Consider the following 22,520-nt stretch of genomic DNA (forward strand, 5'->3'; position numbering starts at 1 on the left):
GACTACAGACTCAGATCGGAACGAAGAACAATGTAGCCAGCGGCGGCAGGTTGATCGTGATGGACAGGCGCTTGCCATGCGCCGGCATCGCCTGCACGGGCAGGCCCGCCGCGGCGACGCCGTTGCCCATGTTGCTGCCGCCGTAGTAGGCCGAATCGGTGTTGAGGGCCTCGCGCCAGGCGGTCACGCCGTCGGGCACGCCCAGCGAATAGCCCTCGCGCGGCACAGGCGTCATGTTGCAGACGACGACGACCATGCGGCCCGTGCCGTCGCGGCGCACCCAGGCGTAGATGGAATGCTCGGCGTCATGGGCACTGATCCACTCGAAACCGCCCTGCTCGCAATCCAGTCGGTGCAGGGCCGTGTGGTCGCGGTAGAGCTTGTTGAGGTCGCGCACCAGGCGCTGCACGCCGGCGTGGCGGTCGTCTTCCAGCAGGCCCCAGGGCAGGCTCTCGGCATGGTTCCACTCCTGGCGCTGGGCGAACTCCTGGCCCATGAAGAGCAGCTTCTTGCCGGGGTGGCCCCACATGAAGCCGTAGTAGGCGCGCAGGTTGGCGAACTTCTGCCAGTCGTCGCCGGGCATCTTGGCCAGCATGGAGCCCTTGCCGTGCACGACCTCGTCGTGCGAGATGGGCAGCATGAAGTTCTCGCTGAACGCATAGATCAGGCCGAAGGTCATCTTGTCGTGATGCCAGCGGCGGTTGATCGGGTCCTCGGCCATGTAGCGCAAGGTGTCGTTCATCCAGCCCATGTTCCACTTGTAGTGGAAGCCCAGGCCGCCCGCGTAGGTGGGCGCCGAGACGCCGGGGAAGCTGGTGCTCTCCTCGGCCACGCTGATGGCGCCCTCGATCTCGCCGACATGCTCGTTCATCTCGCGCAGCATCGAGATGGCCTCGAGGTTCTCGCGGCCGCCACGGATGTTGGGAATCCATTCGCCGGCGGGCCGCGAGTAGTCGCGGTAGAGCATGCTGGCCACCGCGTCCACGCGCAGGCCGTCGACGCCCCAGCGCTCGATCCAGTAGGTCGCGCTGCCGATCAGGAACTCGCGCACCTCGGTGCGGGCGAAGTTGTAGATCAGCGTGTTCCAGTCGCGGTGGAAGCCTTCCTTGGGGTCCGCATATTCGTAAAGGCGCGTGCCGTCGAACTCGGCCAGGCCGTGGGCATCGGCGGGGAAGTGGGCCGGCACCCAGTCCAGCAGCAGGCCCAGGCCCTGCTCATGGCAAGCCTTGACGAAGCGGGCGAAGCCCTCGGGCGGGCCGAAGCGCGCACTGGGGGCGTACATGCCCAGCGTCTGGTAGCCCCAGGAGCCGTCGAAGGGATGCTCGCTGACGGGCATGAGTTGCACATGCGTGAAGCCCATGTCGACCACGTAGGCGGGCAGGTGCTCGGCGAGTTCGTCCCAGGTCGGGAAGTCACCGGCCACACCGCGGCGCCAGGAGGCGGCGTGCACCTCGTAGACGCTGATGGGCGACTCGCGCCGGTTGGCGCGCTCACGCTGGCGCGGCAGCGGCGTCGGCTCGGGCAGGGCCGCGACGACGCTGGCCGTCTCCGGCCGCAACTGGGCGCGGCGGGCATAGGGGTCGGCCTTGAGCGGCAGCAGCGCGCCGTTGCCGTTGACGATCTCGAACTTGTAGAGATCGCCTTCGATGGCGTGGGGCACGAAGATCTCCCACACGCCGGCCAGGTGGCGCAGCCGCATCGGGTGGCGCCGGCCGTCCCAGTTGTTGAAGTTGCCGACGACGCTGACGCGCTTCGCATTGGGTGCCCAGACCGCGAAGCGCACGCCGCTGACGTCGCCGTACTGCACGACATGCGCACCCAGGCTCAGCCAGGGCCGGAAGTTGCGGCCTTCGGCAAAGGCCTTGAGCTCGTCGTCGCCGAGCTGGGGGTAGAAGTTGTAGGGGTCGGCATAGACGCCCTCGCCGCCCCCGGTCCAGCGCACGGCCAGGCGGTAGTCGAAGCGGTGCTTGCGACGTGGCACCTGCGCCTCGAAGAAGCCGCCGCGGCGCTCCTCCAGGTCGACGATGTGCTTCTTGCTGCTGGCATCCAGCAGCGCGACTTCCGCGGCGCCGGGTAGCAGCGCGCGCACCCAGAGCCGACCGTTGTCATCCGCGTGCAGGCCCAGCCGGCCGAAAGGATCGGCATGGCGGCCCGCCAGCAGGGAATCAACGTCGGCGTCGTTCAGCATCGTCAGGTGTTCAGACTCTTCACGGACCAGACACGGTCCACGTACTCGTTGATCGTGCGATCGGACGAGAACGGGCCCATGCCGGCGATATTGCGCAAGGCGCGTTCAGCCCAGGCGGCACGGTCGGCAAACAGCGCATCGACCTTGGCCTGGGTGGCGACGTAATCGGCGAAATCGGCCATCAGCAGGTAGACGTCGCGGTGCAACAGGCTGTCCACCAGCGCGCGATAACGATCGGTGTCGCCGTTGCTGAAGACGCCCGCCGCGATGGCATCGATGACGCGCTTGAGTTGGCGATTCTCTTCGACATACAGGCGCGGGTCGTAGCCCAGCTGCTTGATCTTGGCGACGGCATCGGCGCGCAGGCCGAACACGAACATGTTCTCCACGCCCATGGCCTCGGCCATCTCGATGTTGGCACCGTCCCAGGTGCCGATCGTGACCGCGCCGTTCATGCCGAACTTCATATTGCCGGTGCCCGAGGCCTCGGTGCCGGCCGTCGAGATCTGCTCGGACAGGTCGGCCGCCGGGATGATGCTTTCGGCCAGCGTGACGCTGTAGTTGGGCAGGAAGACGAGCTTGAGCTTGTCGCCCACGCGCGGGTCGCTGTTGATGACACGGGCCACGTCATGCGCCAGGCGCACGATGCTCTTGGCCGTCTGGTAGGCCGAGGCCGCCTTGCCGGCGATGACGACGGTGCGCGGCACCCAGTTGGCATCGGGGTTGTCGCGGATGGCCTGGTAGCGGCTGATGACGTGCAGGATGTTCAGCAGCTGGCGCTTGTATTCGTGGATGCGCTTGATCTGGATGTCGAACAGGCTGTCGACATTGACCGAGATGCCCAGCTCACGGCGGATGACGGCGGCAAGGCGTTCCTTGTTGGCGCGCTTGACGGCCAGGAACTCCTCGCCCAGCTCCTTGTTGGCGGCCAGCGGCGCCAGTTCCCCCAGCTCGGCCAGGTTCTTGCGCCAGCCCTCGCCGATGCGGCTGTCCAGCAGCCCGGACAGCATCGGGTTGGCCTGCTCCAGCCAGCGGCGCGGCGTGACGCCATTGGTGACGTTGTGGAAGCGCTCCGGCCAGATGCGGGCGTAGTCGGCAAAGATGGTCTGCACCATCAGCTCCGAGTGCAGCGCGGCCACGCCGTTGACGCGGTGCGACGAGACCAACGCAAGCGCGGCCATGCGCACGCGGCGCTCGCTGCCGTGGCTACCTTCGTCAATGAGGGACACCCGCGAGGCGAAGGCGTGATCGCCGGGAAAGCGGGCCTGCACCTCTTCCAGGAAACGGTGGTTGATTTCGTAAATGATCTCGAGGTGACGCGGCAGCAGGTTCTCGAACATGCGCACGGGCCAGGTCTCCAGCGCTTCGGGCATCAGCGTGTGGTTGGTGTAGGCCACGGCTTGGCGCGTGATCTTCCAGGCCTCGTCCCAGCCCAGGCCATGCTCGTCCAGCAGCAGGCGCATCAGCTCGGCGGGTGCGAGCGCCGGGTGGGTGTCGTTGAGATGGATGGCGTTGGTCTTGCCGAGGTTGTGCAGCGAGCCGAACTCGCGCAGATGGCGCGCGATCAGGTCCTGCAGCGAGGCGCTGACGAGGAAGGCCTCCTGCTTCAGGCGGAGCTCGCGGCCGGCTTCGGTGGAGTCGTCCGGGTAGAGCACCCAGTTCAGCGCATCGGCCAGCACCTGGTGGCGGGCAGCGCGGGCGTAGTCGCCCTCGCAGAAAGGCTTGAAGGCGATGGGCGCGGCCGTGGCCTGCCATTGGCGCAGCGTAGAGACGCGCTCGCTGTGGTGGGCGGGCACGATGAAGTCGAAGGCCTGGGCCTCGATGCTGTCGGCCGGCTGCCAGCGGCGCACGCCCGAGGCATCGACCTCGATGCGGCCGCCAAAGCCAACCTCGTAGCGCAGGTCCTGTCGAGGCAGCTCCCAGGCGGGCGAGTCGCGCGTCCAGTCGTCGGGCTGCTCCAGCTGGCGGCCCTGGCTGATGACCTGGGCGAAGGTGCCATAGCGGTAGCGCAGGCCGTAGCCGAAGGACGGCAGCTCCAGTTCGGCGAAGCTGTCCAGGAAGCAGGCCGCGAGGCGACCGAGGCCGCCGTTGCCCAAGGCCGCATCGGGCTCGCGCTCCAGCACATCGCCCAGGGCCAGACCCTGCTCGGCCAGCTTGGCTTCCAGCGGGTCGACCAGCTTCAGGGCGGCCAGCGCATTGGACAGCGCGCGGCCCATCAGGAATTCCATCGACAGATAGTGCACGCGGCGCACGGGCGCCTTGTCGCCACGCTGGGCGTCAGCGGCCTGCGTGGTGGCCCAGCGGCGGGCGAGCGTCTCGCGGCAGGCGATGGCCGCCGCGTGCAAGGCCGCCTGCGGCGTGGGGCCATGGCTGGATTGGGACAGCTCGCGCTCGTAGGCGGTCTCGAAGGCGGCGCGCAAGGCCTTGTCTTCGGCGGAGAGGGCAGTCGGCTTCTTCATCGCGGTGGAGGCCTTGGCGGCGGGCTTGCGTTGAACGGGTAACGCGAAGCTCTTGGGTGTTGGGGAGTTCATCAGTGCCGGCCCCCAGCGACGGAGGCAAGAATGCTACTCGACGGGCAGCGTTGGCTGAAGTATCGACCAGCTCCGCCCCGTTGTGTAGTTTGACTACATATGGAAAACCCGAGATGTTTTGCAAAGCCTTGATTTTCAAGGATTTCATGAAGATTCGAACGGATAACCTCTGTTGTTGCTAGCGCGTAGCGAATGTATATTGTCTACAAAGACGGCCAAAGAAGAGAAATTTAGCCGTCAAATGACGAGACAAGCCGACCACCAGACGGCCGGCGACTGAAAGGTTAGAAGTGGCAGACGTTCGACTGACCGGTGTGGAGAAAGCCTACGGCGACATCCGCATCCTTCACGGCATCGACCTGGAGATCCGCGACGGTGAGTTCATGGTCTTCGTCGGCCCCTCGGGCTGCGGCAAGTCCACGCTGCTGCGCACCATCGCCGGCCTTGAGGAAATCACCGGCGGCGAGCTGACCATCGGCGGGCGCGTCGTCAACGAGGTGCCACCCAGCGAGCGCGGCATTGCCATGGTGTTCCAGTCGTATGCGCTCTACCCGCATATGAACCTGTTCGACAACATGGCCTTCGGCCTGAAGTTGGCCAAGGTGCCCAAGGCCGAGATCGAGACGGCCGTGCGCAACGCGGCCAGGATCCTGCACATCGAGCACCTGCTGGACCGCAAGCCGAAAGACCTCTCCGGCGGCCAGCGCCAGCGCGTCGCCATCGGCCGCGCCATCGTGCGTAAGCCCGATGTCTTCCTGTTCGACGAGCCACTGTCGAACCTCGATGCCGCCCTGCGCGTGCGCATGCGCTATGAGTTCGCCAAGCTGCACGAGGATCTGAAGACCACGATGATCTACGTGACCCACGATCAGGTGGAGGCCATGACGCTGGCCGACCGCATCGTCGTGCTGTCGGCCGGCAAGATTGAGCAGGTCGGCTCGCCGCTGGAGCTGTACGAGCATCCGCGCAACCTCTTCGTGGCAGGCTTCATCGGCAGCCCGAAGATGAACTTCATCGAGGGTGAGTTGGTCGTCATCGAGGCGGGGCATGTGGACGTGAAGCTGGCCGGCAGCGGCGTCGTGCTGCGCGCGCTGGTGGATGGCAGTGGCGCCAAGGTGGGCGACAAGGTGACTCTCGGCGTGCGGCCGGAGCACATCCGTCAAGGTGGCGAGAACAACCTGGTGTACAGCACCGTCGCCTTCGTCGAATCCCTCGGCGGCATCACCTTCGCCTACTGTCCCTACCCCGGCCTCGAAGAGCCGCTGACCTGCCAGTTCGAAGGCCGCAACGGCTGCGACCGCCTGCGCAGCGGCCAGGATCTGGACCTGCATCTGCCGGCTGAAGCCTTGTACGTGTTCGACGCCAACGGTCTGGCCTTGCGCCGGCTGGCTGCGCCGGAGCTGCAGGCATGACGGCTGTGAAGAAAACACAGCCACAGAGGCACAGAGGCACAGAGAAGAAAGCTCTGAAAGCCCTTTCGCGTTTCACTGTGTCTCTGTGCCTCTGTGGCGGCATTTCGGCGGCGTCGGCGGACACACCCAAGCTCCTGGTCTGGATCAATGGCGACAAGGCCTACAACGGCCTGCAGAAGGTCGGCGATGCCTTCGAGAAGGCCTCGGGCGTCAAGGTCGTCGTCGAGCACCCGGTCGATGCGACCGACAAGTTCCAGCAGGCCGCCGGTGCTGGCAAGGGCCCGGACATCTTCTGCTGGCCCCACGACCGTGTCGGCGAATGGGCCAAGGCGGGCTTGCTGACGTCGCTGCGTCCATCGGCGCGGCTGAAGGCCGAGTCCGAAGACCAGGCCTGGGCGGCGCTGAGCTACCGCGGCCGCATCTGGGGCTACCCCATCGCCATCGAGACGACGGGCCTGATCTACAACAAGGCCCTGGTGCCCACGCCGCCCGCGACCTGGGACGAACTGATCGCGCTGGACAAGAAGCTTCAGGCCAGCGGCAAGCACGCCGTGCTGTGGGACTACAACAAGAGCTTCTTCAGCTGGCCCATGATTGCCGGCGCGGGTGGCGTCATCTTCGGCCGTGATACCCAGGGTGATTTCGATCCCAAGAAGGTGGACGTCAACAACGAAGGCGCCCTGGCTGGTGCCCAGATGATCGAGCGCCTCATCAAGGGCGGCCACATGCCCAAGGGCGCGCGCTACTCCGAGATGGAGTCCGCCTTTGCCCGTGGCGAGGTGGCCATGATGATCTCCGGCCCCTGGGCCTGGGACAACGCCAGGCGCGCCAAGATCGACATCGGTGTGGCAGGCATCCCGGCCGTCATCGCCGGCAAGCCGAGCAAGAGCTTTGTCGGCGTGCTGGGATGCATGATCTCGGCGCCCAGCAAGAACAAGGACATCGCCAAGGAGTTCATCGAGAACCACCTGATGCGCCCCGAAGCGCTGAAGGTGCTGGATGCCGACGTGCCCATCGGCGTGCCGGCCAACAAGGCCTTCTACGCCGAGCTGTCAGTCAACCCGCTGATCGCAGCCAGCATGACCAATGCGCGCAACGGCGCGCCCATCCCCAACATCCCCGAGGTCGGCCGCTTCTGGACCGCGATGGACGCGGCGCTCGAAGCCATCACCAACGGACTGCAATCACCGAAGGACGCGCTCGACGGCGCCGCCGCACGGATGCTGCTGAACAAATGAACGCCTTGTCCTCATCCCTCGGCCAAGGCGCCTACACAACGCTGCCGCCCTCGCTGACCGAGAAGCTGTCCAAGTGGCTGCACTGGCCGCTCGCCATCCTCGGCATGGTCGCCGCGCTGTATCTCGTCTTCCTGATCTACACGACCGGCCAGGCCGCCTGGGCTGCCGGCGTGCTGCTGCTGTTCACGGCGGGCTTCTACGTCTACCTGAGCCGTGGCGGCTTTGCGTGGCGCTACCTCTTCCCCGGCGTGGCCGGCATGCTGGTCTTCATCGCCTTCCCGCTCGTCTACACGGCGCAGATCGGCCTGACGAACTACTCCAGCATCCACCTGCTCAGCGAAAGCCGCGTGCGCGAGTACCTGCTGGAGCAGCATGACGCGGTCGAAGACCGGGTGCTGAACTACAGCCTGCATGCCAGCGGCGCCGAATTCCGCCTCGTGCTTAAAACCGAGGGCGAAGCCAACCCGCAGTGGATGTCGCCACCGCTGGCGCTGCGCGCGGGCAAGGACCTCCGCGTGGACCTGGCCGCGGCGGACGCCACGTCCGCACCGACAGATGCCGCCCTGCCCTTGCCCGAGCTGATCAAGCACCGCGACGCGCTGGCCAAGCTCGTGCTCGTTGCGCCCGACAAGACCGAGCTGCATTACCTCGGCCTGCGCGAGTTCGGCCCCGTCAAACCGATGTGGACGACGAATGCCGACGGCAGCCTGACGCGCGCTGCCGACGGCGCCGTGTTCAAGGCCAACCGCGACACCGGTTTCTTCCAGACGGAGGCGGGCGAAACCCTGCAGCCCGGCTTCAAGGCCTTCATCGGCATGGCGAACTACACGCGCATGCTGTTTGACGCCGAGTTCCGCGGCCCCTTCCTGTCCATCTTCAGCTGGACGGTCATCTTCTCGGCGCTGACGGTCATCTTCTCCACCGCCATCGGCATGCTCTTCGCCGTGCTGCTGAACTGGGAGGGCATGAAGTACCGCACCACCTACCGCACCCTGCTGTTCCTGCCTTACGCGGTGCCGGGCTTCATCTCCATCCTCGTCTTCAAGGGCCTGTTCAACCAGAACTTCGGCGAGATCAACGCCATCCTGAACGCGGCCTTCGGCGTCAAGCCGGCCTGGTTTGCCGACCCGCTGCTGGCCAAGACCATGCTGCTGATCGTCAACGTGTGGCTGGGTTACCCCTACATCATGATCCTGTGCTCCGGGCTGCTGAAGGCGATCCCGGCCGACCTGTACGAAGCCTCGGCCCTGGCCGGCGCCAGCCCCGCGACCAACTTCCTCAAGATCACCGCGCCGCTGATCATCAAGCCGCTGGCGCCGCTGCTGGTCAGCGCCTTCGCGTTCAACTTCAACAACTTCGTGCTGATCGCGCTGCTGACCGACGGCCGGCCGGACTTCCTGTCCACCAAGCTGCCCGCGGGCCAGACCGACATCCTCGTCAGCTACACCTACCGCATCGCCTTCAAGGACTCGGGCTCCGACTTCGGCCTGGCTGCGGCGATCTCGACGCTGATCTTCTTCCTGGTTGCCGCCTTGTCGCTGATCAACCTTCGCATGTCTGCCAGGGCGCAGAAATGAAAACCAAACACGGCCACAGAGGCACAGAGACACAGAGGAATTTCCTTTGTCTTTCTCTGTGTCTCTGTGCCTCTGTGGTTAAGTCTTTGGAGTTCTGAATGGCCATCGTTCTCGGCAAACAAGCCCGCTGGCGCACCCTCGCCGGCCACGCGGTGATGTGGATCTTCATCGCCATCACCATCTTCCCGCTGCTGGCCGTCGTGTCCATCTCGCTGCGCCCTGGCAACTTCGCCACCGGCAGCCTGATCCCGACCGAGATCAGCCTGGAGCATTGGAAGCTGGCGCTCGGCATCCCCTACCAGGCCGCCGATGGCAGCCTGGTGCAGCCGCCCTTCCCCGTGCTGACCTGGCTGTGGAACTCGATCAAGATTGCCACCATCTCGGCCTTCCTCATCGTCGCCATCTCCACCAGCGCGGCCTATGCCTTTGCGCGCATGAAGTTCCGCTTCGACAAGCCGGTGCTCAACGGCATGCTGCTGCTGCAGATGTTCCCGCCGGTGCTGGCGCTCGTCGCCATCTACGCCATCTTCGAGACCATCGGCACCTATGTGCCGGCGCTGGGCATCGAGACGCACGCCGGCCTGGTGCTCGCCTACCTGGGCGGCATCGCCACGCATGTGTGGACCATCAAGGGTTACTTCGAGACCATCCCCGTCGAGATCGAGGAGAACGCCAAGGTCGACGGCGCGACGCACTGGCAGGCCTTCTCGCGCGTGCTGCTGCCGATGGCGATTCCCATCCTGATGGTGGTCTTCGTGCTGGCTTTCATCGGCACCATCATCGAGTACCCGGTGGCGTCCATCCTGCTGCGCGAAGAGGGCAACCTCACGCTGGCCGTCGGCTCCAAATACTTCCTGCACGACCAGCGTTTCCTGTGGGGCGACTTCGCGGCCGCGGCCGTGCTGTCGGGCCTGCCGATCACGTTGGTCTTCCTGCTGGCACAGCGCTGGATCGTCTCCGGCCTGACGGCTGGCGGCGTCAAGGGCTGATCCATATGTTGAAGACATTCGCGCTGTGCGCAGCGTTGCTTTCGCTCGTCCCTGCGGCTCATGCCGCCAACTGCAAACCCGCACCGCTCGGCGACGCCACTCTTTATCTGCGCGGTGGGCTGAACAACTGGGCGGCGCAGGATGACCACGCCTTCGAGTACCGCTGCGATGCCTACTTCCTCAACCTCAAAGCCAAAGGGCCGCAGGAGTTCAAGCTCGCCGATGAAGACTGGACGGCCGCCCTCACCTTTGGCGGCGACGCCAAGGGCGACCCGGCTCGCGGTGCCGGCGGCAACCTCAAGCGCGACTTCAAGGGGGAGCAGACGCTGCGCTTGGCGATTGCCGCCGACGGCAGCGTCACGCTTACCGTCGGCCCCAGGACCTTCAAACCCACGCCACCCAAGCCCCTCACCGACAAGGCTGCGCTGACGACCCACTTCAACTCCCGCGCAACGGAGTTCAAGGCGCCCTTCGGCGCCCAGCCGGCCGGCAGCGAGATCCGCTTCAGCATCGGCAACGACGTGCCCGGCCTGAAGCAGGCCACCCTCGTCATCGAACGCCGCCAGATGACCGGCAACCAGGAGCAACTCGCCTACGAATCTGTGGCCCGAATCGCCATGACGCCACAGTCGCGCGGCATGGGCATCGGCTTCACAGCGAGCTATCGCTTCGACGCTACTGGTATCTACGGCTACTGGTTCGAGATCGAGACCGATCAGGGCAGGTACGCGCTGCAGAACAACAAGGACCCCATCTACTGGACGCGCGAGAAGGGCTCCATGGGGTCTGCCTCGGTCGAGCGCCTGCCGGCCAACTTGAACCGCGTGCGCCGCTACCGCCAGACCATCCATGCGCCCGGCTTCGAGGTGCCGGCTTGGGGCCGGGACATCGTCTACTACTACGTCTTCCCCGAGCGCTTCCGCAATGGCGACAAGGCCAACGACCCGCGCCCCGGTGGCGGCCGGCCACAGGACCGCTACCAGGACCGCGACGTCGAACGCCACGAGAAGTGGAACGAGAAGCCCTTCAAGCCGAGTACGGGTGACGGCTCGGACAAGCTCTACAACAACGACTTCTTCGGTGGCGACCTCGCCGGCATCATCGAGAAGCTGGACTACATCAAGAGCCTGGGGGCCAACGCCATCTACCTGACGCCGGTGTTCCGCGCGCCCAGCAACCACAAGTACGACGCGGCCGACTACAAGCAGATCGACCCGGCCTTCGGCAGCAACGACGACTTCGTTCGCCTGTGCGCCGAAGCCGCCAAGCGCGGCATCCGCGTCATCCCCGACACCTCGCTGAACCACGTCGGCGCAGACTCTCCCTACTTCAACCGCTTCTCCAATTTCCCCGCGGGCGGTGCGTTTGACGGCGGCAAGATCAACCCCGCCTCGCCGTATGCGAGCTGGTTCAAGTTCAAGCCCGAGGAGACTGACCCCAACAAGCAGTTCCAGGGCTGGGTCGGCGTGTCCGATCTGCCGGAGATCGACAAGAGCGCCCCGTCCTTTCGCGCCTACGCCTACCGCGACAAGGACTCGGTGACCAACCTCTGGCTGGACCGCGGCGCGGCCGGCTGGCGCATGGACGTGGCGCCCTGGGTGCCCGACGACTTCTGGCGCGAATGGCGCCAGGCTGTCAAGGCCAAGAAGCCCGACGCGCTGACCGTCGCCGAGACCTGGTTCGATTCGTCGAAGTACTTCCTCGGCGACATGTTCGACTCGACGATGAACTACATCTTCCGCAACGCCGTGCTGGACTACGCCGCCGGCAAGAGCGGCAAGCTGATGGCCGCAAACCTGGAGCTGATGCGCGAGGCCTATCCGGCGCAGTCCTTCTATGCGCTGATGAACCTGTTGTCGACCCACGACCAGCCGCGCGCCCTGCACCACTTCGGCGAGGACCGCGATCTGGCGCTGGCCAAGCAGCGCCTGCGCCTGGCCGTCTTCTTCCAGATGACCTACCCCGGCTCGCCGACCATCTACTACGGCGACGAAGTGGGCCTGGGCGGTGGCGACGACCCCTACAACCGCGCGCCCTACCCCTGGGCCGACGAAGGCGGCCAGCCCGACAACGCGCTGCTGGCCGACTTCAAGCGCTTGACCCAGCTGCGCCACGACCTGCCCGTGCTGCGCCACGGTCGCTTGAGCGAGCCGCTGCATGTCGACGACCACGTCGTCGTGCTGGCGCGCCAGGACGGCAAGACCTGGGCCATCACGGCGACCAACAACAGCGACAAGCCACGCACCGTCAGCGTTGGCCTGCCCTTCCCGGCCGACCAACTGCGCGACGCACTGGGCGGCTCCACCGTGACCGTGAAGAACGGCTGGATTCAACTCACCGTGCCGCCGCTGTTCGGCCGCGTCCTCATCACCCCATGATCCTGAACCCTCTCGGCCACACAGGCCTCAAGGTCTCCGCGCTGGGCTTCGGTGCGATGCACATCAACGACGAGCGCACGACCGAGGCTGAAGCCGGCGCCTTGCTGAACCATGTGCTGGACCTTGGCATCAACCTCGTCGACACCGCCCGCGGCTACGGCCTCAGCGAGGAGCGGATCGGCCGCCACCTCAACACGCGCCGTGCGGACTTCGTGCTGTCCACCAAGGTGGGCTACGGCGTCGAAGGCGTGCCGGACTGGACGTACGACTGCATCGTGCAAGGCGTCGAGCGCGCGCTGCGGCTGATGCAGACCGACTGGCTCGACATCGTCCACCTGCATTCATGCCCGCTGCATGTGCTGGAGCAAGGCGAGGTGACGCGCGCGCTGAACGACTGCCGTGCGAGCGGCAAGCTGCGCGTGGCCGCCTACTCGGGTGACAACGCCGAGATCGACTTCGCGATCGCCAGTGACGCCTTTGGCAGCCTGCAGACCTCGGTCAGCATTTGCGACCAGGCCCATCTGAACCTGCGTGCCGCTCGGGCCGACCATGCCGGCATCGGCGTCATCGCCAAACGCCCGCTGGCCGGCGCCGTCTGGCGCCATGCGCAGCGGCCGGATGACTTCGCAGAAGGCCAGTACTGGGACCGCTTCAAGGCCATGAGCCTGCCCGCGAAGGAAGACTGGGCTGACCTGGCCCTGCGCTTCGCGGCCTTCCACACGGGCGTTGCCAGCGCCATCGTCGGCACCGCCAAACCGGCCAACCTGCGCCGCAACATCGAAGCGATCTCGCGTGGACCGCTGCCAGCCGAACTGGTGGTCGCCGTCCGCGCGGCCTTCGACCAACATGGCGACGCATGGCCGGGCCTGATCTGACGCTGGACGAAGCGCGCCAGCGAACCAACCTGGCTTTCATCTCCAGTGGTGCCGAGTTCGCCTTTGGTGATGCGGCCGCGCTGCCCTTGCCGGTCGCGCAACTGAAGGCACTGAACGCCGACAGCCCCGGCGTTGAAGCCGTGCACAACGGCGGCTTGACCGCCGAGGTGCTGTGCCTCAACCACGCCGGCCAGCGCTGGGCCATCAAGCGCGCCCGCGCCGAATGCCGGGTGCGCAATCCCGACGGCCAGACATCCTTCCTGAACGAGCTGCAGCGCCACGCCGAGCTGACCGGGCTGGGCTTGCCGGGCGTCGTCGCACCGGTCTTCGGCTCGCTACGCGATGGCCTCGTCGTATCGCCCTGGATTGCCGGCCGCCCCCCGGGCGTGCTCGACGAGCGCCAGGCGCGCACGCTGCTCGAAGCCGGCTGCGCGCTGATCGAGCACGGCTTCTTCGAGTGGGACTACAGCGCCGGCAATCTGCTGGACGACGGCGAACGCGTCTGGCTCTACGACTTCGGCTACTGCTACCGCTTCGACCCGCTGACACAGTTCAACAGCGCCGACGATGGCCACAACCGCCCCCAATACCACCTCGCCGAACGCATCGAAAGCCGCCACCTGTTCGGCGCCTTGCTCGATGCGGGCAGCGATGGCGACGCCCTGTCCCATTTCCTGGGTTTCAAGCGGCTGGCAGCGCAGGCCTATGAGGGCCTGGCCGAGCGCCTGGCCTGCCGCGGCGCCACCGGGCGCGTCATCGGTCACTACCGTGGGCTGGCCGTTCGCTGGCGCCACGAACTGGTCCACGCGCCGGGTCGGCTCTACCTGGCCGACGCCTGGCGCGCCCACCGCAGCGATCTCGAAGACGACCTGCGCGGCCGCTCCTGCACGCCGCGCACCCTCAGGCGTGCCCAGTGGCTGCAGCAGGCGCTGCGCGAGCACGGCCACACCCTGCGCAGCTGCGGCGCATTGGCGCAGCAAGATGCAGCCCTGGACGACGCGGCTTTGCTGCACCAGCTGCGCGAACAACAACTCGAAGCCGAGCGCCACCAGCTCTAGGGTCAACCCCGTCACCTCGGCAGGACTGGCCATCGCGCCCAACCTGATGCTGCACTACCCCGCGGCGGCCTATCTCTTCGTCAGCCCGAGTCGCCCCGGCCTGGCCGCCGAGCTGAAGACCCGCCTGGAGGCGGGGATCACCGACGGCATCTTCCAGCGTCTGCATCGCGAGTTCTACGGCGCCGTGCTGCAGGCCAGCGGCGCGAGCTGTAGCTGCAGCCGGGCGAAACCTAGCTCATGCGAAGAACGCGCGCTGCCTCTTCCAGGCGCGCATCCTCGATCTCGCGCAACACGCCCGACAGGTCCACCTCGCCGCGCTTGTGCTCGTAGCGGCCCGTCAGCGGCATGCCGGGCACCAGCAAACCGGCAGCGTAGAGCGACCAGATCTCGGGGCCGTACTGCGTGGCCAGCAAGGCCGGCGCGTGCTGGCCGAAGAAGTTGCGCAGGTTGTTCACGTCGCGTATGAGCATGCGCGGCGCATGGTTGTTGCCGGCGGCGTCCACGGCCTGCGGCAGGTCGATGATGACCGGGCCATCGGCGGCCAGCAGCACGTTGAACTCGGACAGGTCGCCATGGATGACACCCGCGCAGAGCATGCGAACGACCTCGCCGATCAGCGTGTCGTGGTGCTGGCGCGCCTCGGCCGCGCTGAAGCTCAGGTCATTGAGCCGCGGTGCAGCGTCGCCGAACTCATCGGCCACCAGTTCCATCAGCAGCACGCCATCATGGAAGTTGTCGGGCCGCGGCACCCGCACGCCGGCCGCAGCCAGGCGGTAGAGCGCGTCGACCTCGGCGCTCTGCCACGCCGCCTCCTGCTGCTGGCGGCCGAAGGTCGTGCGCTTGGCCATCGCGCGCGCCTGCCGGCTGTTGCGGACCTTGCGGTTCTCGGTGTAGTCGACGGCCTGGCGGAAGCCCCGCTTGTTGGCCTCCTTGTAGACCTTGGCGGCACAGGTGTCATCGCCGCAGCGCACGACGTAGACATCGGCTTCCTTGCCGCTCTTCAGTTGCCTAACGACGCTGTCGATCAGGCCTTCATCAATCAGTGCCTGCAGGCGGGCGGGTGGTTTCATGGCGTCATTGTCGACGCGGGCGGGCCTGGGCTCAGGAGCCCAGCTTCTGCCTCGCCGAAACAGGCGCCGCGACGACCACCAGTTCGATCAACAACCCCGGCGCCAGGCCAGATTGGAAGCAGGCCCGCTGCGGCCAATGTTCGGGATGCGGCCCGATCCATGCCTGCCATTGCAGGTCGAAAGCATCCCGGTTGGCGATGTCGGTGAGGATGACCTGCAGCGACAGCAGGTGGGTGCGCGCCGAGCCGGCTTCCTGCAGATGCGCTTCGAGCATCTGCAGGCTTTGACGCACCTGTTCTTCAAAGCCGGCCGAGAAGTCGGTCGCGTTGGCCACCGTCCAGACCAGGCCGCCAAAACCCCCATGAGCCACCGTGCGGCTGCGGCCCTTGCCGTTGATGGGCCAGCGCTCAATCACGGGTGAGCCCAGGCAGGCGTGCCGACAGCGGTGGCAAGCGGCTGACGCCACCGATGAGGCGCTGGTCGTGCCGGTAGCCCTCGTTCGCCTGGACTTGCCAGTCGCGCCCGAACTCGATCGCGAGTGCGCGCGCCACCTCATCAAAGCGCCAGCCCTCCTCGGAATTGCTGTCCAGGTGGTGCACACCGGGCAGCGGCCGTTCGATCAACGCCAGCAGCGCAGCGGCCGTGTCGGTCATGAACGAGCAGGCCGGCGTCCATGCTCGGCTTGCGGCCACATGGCCATCGCGCTTTTGCCATTCGTCCAGCGTCGTCAGCATGTTGTTGCCAGGCCGGGTCGCGTCGATCTGCCAGCCGATGCGGGCGATGACGGGCCTCTCGTTGGCCAGCAACACCGCGTCTTCGCACTCGGCCTTGTAGCGGCCGTATTCGTCCTTGGCGTTGCGCGCGTCGGCCACGTCATGCGGGCCGTCGGGCTCGTGGTCGAAGACCATGACCGTGCTGGTAAACAGGAAGTTCGGACAGCGCGACGCCAGCCAGCCCGCGAAGCGCGCCGAAGCCATGCCCAGGTGGGCGATCGCGTCCACCGACTGCGCGGAAAGCCAGGCGGCTGACAGCTTCTCATCGTCGAGGTTCACCGCGGTACGGTCCCAGCCGATGACCTGATGCCCGGCTGCGCGCGCAGCCTCGGCCAAGCGTGGCGCCAACGTGCCGTTCAGGCCAGTAATGAGGATTCTCATGACAACTGCCACCCCCATGGGCGCAGCTTATGGCCCTGCCAGAGCTGTTCCATCTTCGACAGGTTGACAGCCACGCGCACCAGATCCTGGTCCAGGCGGCGCTCGAAGGCGACGATGTCGGGCGGGCTGTCCAGCAGCTTCACCGGCGCGCCGTACTGGCCGGCGGCCAGCGCCGGATGCTGGTGCTTGAGCGCAGCGAGGCTGGCGTAGAAGTCGCTCAGCTCATAGGTCTTCCAGTCGATGGCGTCCTTCTCGAAGAACTCCAGCTTCTTGGTCAACCGCGACTCCTGGCCGTTGTAGACCAGCGGCATGCCGGGCAGCGTGAACGTCAGTACCGCCAGTGCGGGGTAGGCGTCGCCGTAGAGATCGGCGTCGGTGCCGTGCCAGGAGTTGAAGTCGTGATTGCTCGTGAAGCGCATGCGGTAGGCATGGGCGGGAAAGCCCGCCGGTTGCTTGGCCAGCCACTCCTTCAACAGTGGGGCGCCCGCCTCGCCCTTGCCGATCCTCTTGAACACCTGGTCGGCCAGGTCCCAGGAATAGGTCATGTCGAAGGCGCCGCTGGTGTGCAGGTCGATGGCGTCGGACTCGGCCAGCATGAACATCGGCTTGACCGCGTCCAGCTCCTTGCGCACACGCACCCAGAAGTCGGTCGGCACCAGGCTGGCCACATCGCAGCGGAAGCCATCGATGCCGGTTTCTCGCACCCAGAACTTCATCGCGTCGATCATTGCGGCGCGCAAGCCCGGGCTCTTGTAGTTCAGCGCGACGACATCGTCCCAGTGCTCCTCGCCCGGCTGGCCTTCGTTGAAGGTGACGGGGTAGATCTCACCCTTGCCATTGAGCTTGTACCAATCCCTGTGCGCCGTGGCCCAGGGGTGATCCCAGGCCGTGTGGTTGGCCACCCAGTCGAGGATGACCTTGAACCCCAGCTTGTGCGCCGCAGCGAGCAGCGCCTTGGCATCGGCCAGCGTACCGAACTCGGGATTCACGGCCGTGTAGTCGCTGATCGAGTAGTAGCTGCCCAGCGTCCCCTTGCGGTTGAGCTTGCCGATGGGCTGGATGGGCATCAGCCACAGGATGTCCACGCCCAGCCTTTTCAGCCGCTGCAGGTCCGACTGCACGGCCTTGAACGTGCCCTCGGGCGAGAACTGGCGAACGTTGACCTGGTAGATGACGGCCTGGCGGGTCCAGGGCAGATGGGGCATCTCGACGGAGGCGGCGGCAGAGGCACTCATGGCGGGCAGGGCGAGTGAGGTGGCGGCGGTCAGTACGGTGCGGCGGTTGGGCATGGCGGTCTAGATGAGGGACGTGCTGCGTGATCGCGGGCAAGTGGCAAGCGGTGGCGCCGCTGAAACGGAAGATGCGTCCATGCGTGCGACAGAGGTCGAGCTTCTCTCCAGCTTGTGCGTCATGTGTCCCCTGAATCATCGCCCGTCTCCCGACCGGGCCGATGAGGGCCCCCAAACGAAAAAGCCCGGCGCACGGCCGGGCCTCATTCAACACCGAAGCATCAGAACTTGTAGTTCGCCCCCAGCAGGAAGGTGCGCCCCCAGCGGATGTACTCCAACGGGCGATCCTTGGTGCCGGCGTAGGTTTGGTAAGCCTCGTTGGTCAGGTTGTTGACCTGGAACAGCAGCCCCAGACCCTTGAAGGCGCCCTCGTTGAAGGAGTATCCCAGTTGGAGGTCGGTGATCTTCTCGCCAACAACGTAGCGCAGGGTACGGGAGCCGTTGAAGTTGCCGATTTCACCAATGAAGTCCGAGCGGCGGCGCTGGCTCACGCGGGCCTCGAACCCATTGGCCTCGTAGTAGGCCGTCAGGTTGTAGACCCGCTTGGACAGGCCGGGCAGCGCGATGTCGCCGCCACCCACGCTGCTCGCACTCTCCGGATCCTGGATCTTGATGCTGCTGTGGGTGAAGCTGGCGCTGGCCTGGATGCCAAAGCCCTTGAAGGTGTCGGAGACGAGGCTCAGCGGCAGCGAGGCCGAGAGCTCGACACCAGACAGCTTCCCGCCCTTGCCGTTGAACGGCGCCGTGAACGTACCCGTGGGCAGCGCGGCGGGACAAGGCTGATTGGGGCCGGCAGGCGTCGTGCACGTGTTCGGCGGCGTGTAGCTTTTGACGAAGTCCGTGAAGTCGTAGCCGTCCTGTTTCTGGGTGTAGATGTAGCTCTTCAAGTCCTTGTAGAAGCCCGCCGCGGCGATATAGGCCTTGGTGCCGAAGTACTTCTCATAGGACACGTCGAAGGCATTGGCGATCCACGGATCGGCCTTGGGGTTGCCGCCGCTGGCGCCGGGCTTGCCGGTCGAGTTGTCGACGCCGAACTCGATGCCCGAGCGGAGCTGGTCCACGCGCGGGCGGGCCATCTGGCGGGCCAGGGCCACGCGCAGGGTCTGGTCATCGGCCAGCGAGAAAGCCAGGTTCATGCTTGGCAGCACGTCGGTGCGCACCTTGCCGTCGCTGTTGGTCTTGACATTGCTGCCGGCGGGCGCGTTGCTGTCCCAATAGTTCGACGTGGACGACTGATCCACGCGGATGACTTGCAGGCCCACGTTGCCGCGCATGGGGATGCCGCCCCACTCGGTGTCGATGTTGCCCTTGATGAAGCCGGTGGTGGCCTTCTCGTACACGTTCCAGGCCTTGGGGATCAGATAGGCCGCGCTGGTCTCGCTGGGGTTGAACGTCATGTAGCGCGACACGGCGCCCGGCACGTTCCAGGCCGGGATGCTGCCCAGGCCCGCAAAGCTCAGGTCCACGGGGGCGTACTGCAGGTCGCTGGCAATGGCGGTGTCACCCTGCGAGCCGACGTTGATGTTGCCCTCGGGCTGGCGCTTCTTCTTGGAGCGGTCGGCGTAGTTGACACCCAGGTCCACGTCCTGGAAGAAGCCCTTGATCGAATCCGGCAGCGGGAAGTTGCCAGCCAGCTTGAACGACTTGAGTTCGTCCTCGACGCTGGGACGCTTGCCGTAGCCCGAGCCGTAGATCGTGCCGCGCAGGAACAGCTTGGTCGGGTCGGAGTAGTTCAGCGTGGGGGTCAGCGTCGGGAAACTGGACGTGGCGAAATTCAGCTTCAGGGTGTCCAGCGGTGCGGTTGCGCCGGTGGGCAGCAACTGCGTGTTGTTCTCGAGATTGGTTTCCTTGCGGTCAGCCTTGGAGTAGCTCACATCCGCCGTCAGCGTGCCGCCGCCGGCCAGCTTGAGCTTGTTGTTCCAGCCGAAGGCATCGATGGTGTCCCTGCGGTCGTTGTACATGCCACGCACCAGCGGGTACAGGCCGCTGGCGCTGCCGCCGACGAAGGTGTTGTTGCCGTTCACCACCGGGGAAGCGATGTTCAGGCCCGGGTTGTAACCGCCGTTGTAGCCGCCGAGATTGACTTCGAACTGGTTCGCGGTGTCCTCCTGCGTGGCCCTGGTGTGGTAGTAGTCCACCACGCTGGTGAAGCCCTTGTTCGGGCGGAACTCGGCGGTCGCCATGAAGGCGTCGCGCTTGGTCACCCCAGTGCGGCGCAGGGCCTTGATGCCATCGGAATAGAACGTACCTGCCGCCACGCCCGGACGCCAGCCGGCGCCCAGCGACTGCCAGGGCTCGTACAGGCCGACCTGCTCTTCCTGGATCGGGGTTTCCTGGTGGGCGTAGCCCAGCACCAGACCGACGGTGCGGTCGGCGAACTGGTCGATGTAGCTGGCGCTGACGCGGTTGCCCGTGCCCTTGGAGCCGGCGGCACCGCCCAGCGAATTCCTCTGACCGCGCACGTTGACGGCCATCACGCGGCTGCCGAAGTTCAACGGGCGCACGGTCTGCATGTCGATGGTGCCGGACAGGCCCTGGCCGACCAGGCCGCCGTCCGGCGTCTTGTAGACGCTCACGCCGGCCAGCAGCTCGGAGGGGTACTGATCGAACTCGACCGAGCGGTTGTCGCCGGTGCTCACCAGCTCACGGCCATTGAGCAGCGAGGTGGCGAAATCGGGCGACAGGCCGCGCACGCTGATGACCTGGGCGCGACCCGCCACGCGCTGGGCGGAAAGGCCCGGCAGGCGGCCGATGGACTCGGCGATGCTGATGTCGGGCAGCTTGCCGATGTCTTCGGCCGAGACCGACTCAACGATGTTGTCGGCGTTCTTCTTGACCGAGATCGATGCCTCGATGCCTCTGCGGATGCCGGTGACGGTCACCGTTTCGAGTTGCTGGGTCTGCGCTTGTGCGCCTGCGGCGGCGATCAGCAACGTGCAGCCGATGGCAATCGGACTGATGCGGAACGACGCCGCGGTGCCCGACCCGCACTTGTCTTGGCTCATGGTCATGAATGTCTCCTCTAGTTCATTGGAAAACGGCTTGGCCCGAAGTCCGCCTCCGGGGCCACCGGCGCGCGTCTCGTGGGCGAGAACCCAACGTCTCGAGCAGGTTTGTATCAAAACTAGATTTTTTCCAGCATCTGCGTAAACCCTAGACGTTGCGAAGAAACGACCCGATTTCAGTCAAAAACCGCGGGTAAACCAGCATGGAATTGACACTGCCGGCGAAACATCAGGGCGAACAACTACGCAAGAAGTCAAAACTTGTAGCGCAACTACAGCATCAACTTAGGGGTTAACAACAGGTCTGCCGGCGTGACCAATCGCGTCCGGGCGACGCAAGGCGCAAGGGGCGGTCATGCAAGGCGAGAGCACGCAAGGCGAAGCCACACCGGCCGCGCGGCGGCGGCGTGGTGCCAAAGATCGCGTGTGAGAAGACGGCGCGCGCAGACCGCGCGCGCCGTGTCAGGCGTCGGCCTGCTCCAGCGCCAGGGCGGCGCCGGACAATGCGGCCAGCGTGTCGGTGATGAGGGCCGTGGGGATGCCCGCCAGGAAGGGCTGGAAGCGCCCCTTGGCCTCGAAACGGGCGCGGAACTCCGATTGGAAGAAGCGCTCGCCCAGGCGCGGCACGATGCCGCCGCCGATGAAGACGCCGCCGCGCGAACCCAGCGTCAGCGCGACGCTGCCGGCGAAACCACCCAGCATGGCGCAGAAGAGATCCAGCGTGCGCACGCAAGCAGTCGATTCACCGGCCAGGCCCCGGGCGACGATCTGCTCGGTCGGCAGCGAGCTGACGTCTTCGCCCTCCCCGAGCGCGGCCGCGACGGCGCGGCACAGCACCGGCAGGCCGATGCCCGACAGGAAGCGCTCGGCCGACACATGGGGGAACTCGCGGCGCGCCTGGCTCAGCACGGCGCTCTCAAAATCGTCCGCCGGCGCCAGCGTTGCGTGCCCACCCTCACCCGGCAGCGCCAGCCAGCGCCCAGGGGCGCGCACGACGCCACCCACGCCCAGGCCCGTGCCCGGGCCGATGACGGCCATGACCGTGCCCACGGCCACGTCACCGGTCGCCGGCGGGGGCACACCCCAGGCGCGCAGCTGGTCGGCACGCAGCCGCGGCAGCGACAGCGCCTGGGCCTCGAAATCATTCAGGCAGAGCAGCGTCTTCAGGCCCAGTTCGGCCTGCGCGCCGGCGCGCGAGAAGCTCCAGGCACCGTTGGTCAGCTCGATGTGATCGCCGTCCAGCGCCGTCGCGAGCGCAAAGGCCGCACTCTGCGGCTGGGCCTTGCCGGCTGGCTGCCCCTGCAGATATGCGCGCACTGCGGCCGCCGGCCCCGCATGGCCCGCCACCGACAGCACCCGCACGTCTTCCACCGCGGCGCCGGGGCCGGCAACGGTGCCGAAACGCGCATTGGTGCCGCCGACGTCGGCCACCAACCAGGGGTAGGCGGCACTCATACAGGAACTCCCGAAACAAGGAGGGGCGCAAGGCAGCGGATATTCAGGAGTCGGGCAGTGGCAAACACAGGGCTGAAAAGGGTGTAGTACGGTCGCGGCGGACGGTAGCAAAACTACATCCGATCGACAATACATACTCGCCCTTGGAATCTCATCTCGAATGAGAAAACGCTTTCAACTCCCGGCAAGCCAGCCATCGCCCTGGGGAAACTCGATTGCCGAGGATCTGTAGTGAAGCTACAACCTGTTTGAGCTTCCACACCAGGAATCGCCCCCGAAAGGGTCCAAGGCAGGTCGCCTG

The 22,520-nt window shown here is 66.2% G+C and carries 15 protein-coding genes; 7 read left to right on the forward strand and 8 right to left on the reverse strand.

Annotated features, from left to right (window positions below; genetic code table 11):
• Window positions 1-10: 10 nt before the first annotated feature.
• Complete coding sequence (gene glgB, locus ACXJLH_RS22320; protein WP_457352935.1) at window positions 11-2,188, reverse strand: 1,4-alpha-glucan branching protein GlgB; 2,178 nt, start codon at window positions 2,186-2,188, stop codon at window positions 11-13.
• Window positions 2,189-2,190: 2 nt separating this feature from the next.
• Window positions 2,191-4,647, reverse strand: a complete 2,457-nt coding sequence (locus ACXJLH_RS22325) for a glycogen/starch/alpha-glucan phosphorylase (RefSeq protein WP_457446326.1) — start codon at window positions 4,645-4,647, stop codon at window positions 2,191-2,193.
• A 362-nt stretch (window positions 4,648-5,009) separates the two neighbouring features.
• Between ACXJLH_RS22325 and ACXJLH_RS22330 the strand changes: the two genes are divergently transcribed.
• The 7 genes from ACXJLH_RS22330 to ACXJLH_RS22360 all read left to right on the forward strand — a co-directional run bounded on the left by ACXJLH_RS22330 (window position 5,010) and on the right by ACXJLH_RS22360 (window position 14,246).
• Complete coding sequence (locus ACXJLH_RS22330; RefSeq protein ID WP_457446328.1) at window positions 5,010-6,131, forward strand: ABC transporter ATP-binding protein; 1,122 nt, start codon at window positions 5,010-5,012, stop codon at window positions 6,129-6,131.
• A complete protein-coding gene (gene malE, locus ACXJLH_RS22335) occupies window positions 6,128-7,369 on the forward strand; it encodes a maltose/maltodextrin ABC transporter substrate-binding protein MalE (RefSeq protein ID WP_457446330.1) in 1,242 nt (413 codons plus the stop codon). The genes ACXJLH_RS22330 and malE overlap by 4 nt, the downstream gene beginning before the upstream one ends.
• A gap of 5 nt (window positions 7,370-7,374) precedes the next feature.
• Complete coding sequence (malF, locus tag ACXJLH_RS22340) at window positions 7,375-8,946, forward strand: maltose ABC transporter permease MalF (protein WP_457446332.1); 1,572 nt, start codon at window positions 7,375-7,377, stop codon at window positions 8,944-8,946.
• A 98-nt stretch (window positions 8,947-9,044) separates the two neighbouring features.
• Window positions 9,045-9,935, forward strand: a complete 891-nt coding sequence (gene malG, locus ACXJLH_RS22345) for a maltose ABC transporter permease MalG (RefSeq protein WP_457446334.1) — start codon at window positions 9,045-9,047, stop codon at window positions 9,933-9,935.
• A gap of 5 nt (window positions 9,936-9,940) precedes the next feature.
• Window positions 9,941-12,313, forward strand: a complete 2,373-nt coding sequence (locus ACXJLH_RS22350; RefSeq protein WP_457446336.1) for a glycoside hydrolase family 13 protein — start codon at window positions 9,941-9,943, stop codon at window positions 12,311-12,313.
• Window positions 12,310-13,188, forward strand: a complete 879-nt coding sequence (locus tag ACXJLH_RS22355; RefSeq protein ID WP_457352945.1) for an aldo/keto reductase — start codon at window positions 12,310-12,312, stop codon at window positions 13,186-13,188. Before ACXJLH_RS22350 ends, ACXJLH_RS22355 begins: the two co-directional genes overlap by 4 nt.
• On the forward strand, window positions 13,170-14,246 hold the full coding sequence (locus ACXJLH_RS22360) for a hypothetical protein (RefSeq protein ID WP_457446338.1): 1,077 nt from the start codon (window positions 13,170-13,172) through the stop codon (window positions 14,244-14,246). The genes ACXJLH_RS22355 and ACXJLH_RS22360 overlap by 19 nt, the downstream gene beginning before the upstream one ends.
• Before the next feature lie 230 nt (window positions 14,247-14,476).
• Here ACXJLH_RS22360 and ACXJLH_RS22365 read toward each other — a convergent pair whose 3' ends face one another.
• The 6 genes from ACXJLH_RS22365 to glk all read right to left on the reverse strand — a co-directional run bounded on the left by ACXJLH_RS22365 (window position 14,477) and on the right by glk (window position 22,219).
• Window positions 14,477-15,316 carry a PA4780 family RIO1-like protein kinase gene (locus ACXJLH_RS22365; RefSeq protein ID WP_056201797.1) on the reverse strand — a complete coding sequence of 280 codons (840 nt, stop codon included), beginning with the start codon at window positions 15,314-15,316 and terminating at the stop codon, window positions 14,477-14,479.
• Window positions 15,317-15,347: 31 nt separating this feature from the next.
• Entirely contained in the window at window positions 15,348-15,731 is a 384-nt protein-coding gene (locus tag ACXJLH_RS22370) for a RidA family protein (RefSeq protein ID WP_457446340.1), read from the reverse strand.
• The gene (locus ACXJLH_RS22375; RefSeq protein ID WP_457446342.1) at window positions 15,724-16,470 is read right to left on the reverse strand and encodes a sugar nucleotide-binding protein; all 747 of its coding nucleotides are present in this window, start codon (window positions 16,468-16,470) and stop codon (window positions 15,724-15,726) included. The genes ACXJLH_RS22370 and ACXJLH_RS22375 overlap by 8 nt, the downstream gene beginning before the upstream one ends.
• Window positions 16,467-17,759 carry an alpha-amylase family glycosyl hydrolase gene (locus tag ACXJLH_RS22380; RefSeq protein ID WP_457446344.1) on the reverse strand — a complete coding sequence of 431 codons (1,293 nt, stop codon included), beginning with the start codon at window positions 17,757-17,759 and terminating at the stop codon, window positions 16,467-16,469. Before ACXJLH_RS22380 ends, ACXJLH_RS22375 begins: the two co-directional genes overlap by 4 nt.
• Window positions 17,760-17,980: 221 nt before the next feature.
• Window positions 17,981-20,770, reverse strand: a complete 2,790-nt coding sequence (locus tag ACXJLH_RS22385; protein WP_457446346.1) for a TonB-dependent receptor — start codon at window positions 20,768-20,770, stop codon at window positions 17,981-17,983.
• 456 nt (window positions 20,771-21,226) lie between these two features.
• A complete protein-coding gene (gene glk, locus ACXJLH_RS22390) occupies window positions 21,227-22,219 on the reverse strand; it encodes a glucokinase (RefSeq protein WP_457446348.1) in 993 nt (330 codons plus the stop codon).
• Window positions 22,220-22,520: the final 301 nt, after the last annotated feature.

This window comes from Roseateles sp. P5_E4, assembly GCF_054049255.1.

Coding starts and splice junctions, on each gene's coding strand:
- glgB (WP_457352935.1), bottom strand. CDS start 2,188: ATGCTGAACGACGCCGACGTTGATTCCCTGCTGGCGGGCCGCCATGCC.
- ACXJLH_RS22325 (WP_457446326.1), bottom strand. CDS start 4,647: ATGAAGAAGCCGACTGCCCTCTCCGCCGAAGACAAGGCCTTGCGCGCC.
- malE (WP_457446330.1), top strand. CDS start 6,128: ATGACGGCTGTGAAGAAAACACAGCCACAGAGGCACAGAGGCACAGAG.
- malG (WP_457446334.1), top strand. CDS start 9,045: ATGGCCATCGTTCTCGGCAAACAAGCCCGCTGGCGCACCCTCGCCGGC.
- ACXJLH_RS22350 (WP_457446336.1), top strand. CDS start 9,941: ATGTTGAAGACATTCGCGCTGTGCGCAGCGTTGCTTTCGCTCGTCCCT.
- ACXJLH_RS22355 (WP_457352945.1), top strand. CDS start 12,310: ATGATCCTGAACCCTCTCGGCCACACAGGCCTCAAGGTCTCCGCGCTG.
- ACXJLH_RS22360 (WP_457446338.1), top strand. CDS start 13,170: ATGGCCGGGCCTGATCTGACGCTGGACGAAGCGCGCCAGCGAACCAAC.
- ACXJLH_RS22365 (WP_056201797.1), bottom strand. CDS start 15,316: ATGAAACCACCCGCCCGCCTGCAGGCACTGATTGATGAAGGCCTGATC.
- ACXJLH_RS22375 (WP_457446342.1), bottom strand. CDS start 16,470: ATGAGAATCCTCATTACTGGCCTGAACGGCACGTTGGCGCCACGCTTG.
- ACXJLH_RS22380 (WP_457446344.1), bottom strand. CDS start 17,759: ATGCCCAACCGCCGCACCGTACTGACCGCCGCCACCTCACTCGCCCTG.
- ACXJLH_RS22385 (WP_457446346.1), bottom strand. CDS start 20,770: ATGACCATGAGCCAAGACAAGTGCGGGTCGGGCACCGCGGCGTCGTTC.
- glk (WP_457446348.1), bottom strand. CDS start 22,219: ATGAGTGCCGCCTACCCCTGGTTGGTGGCCGACGTCGGCGGCACCAAT.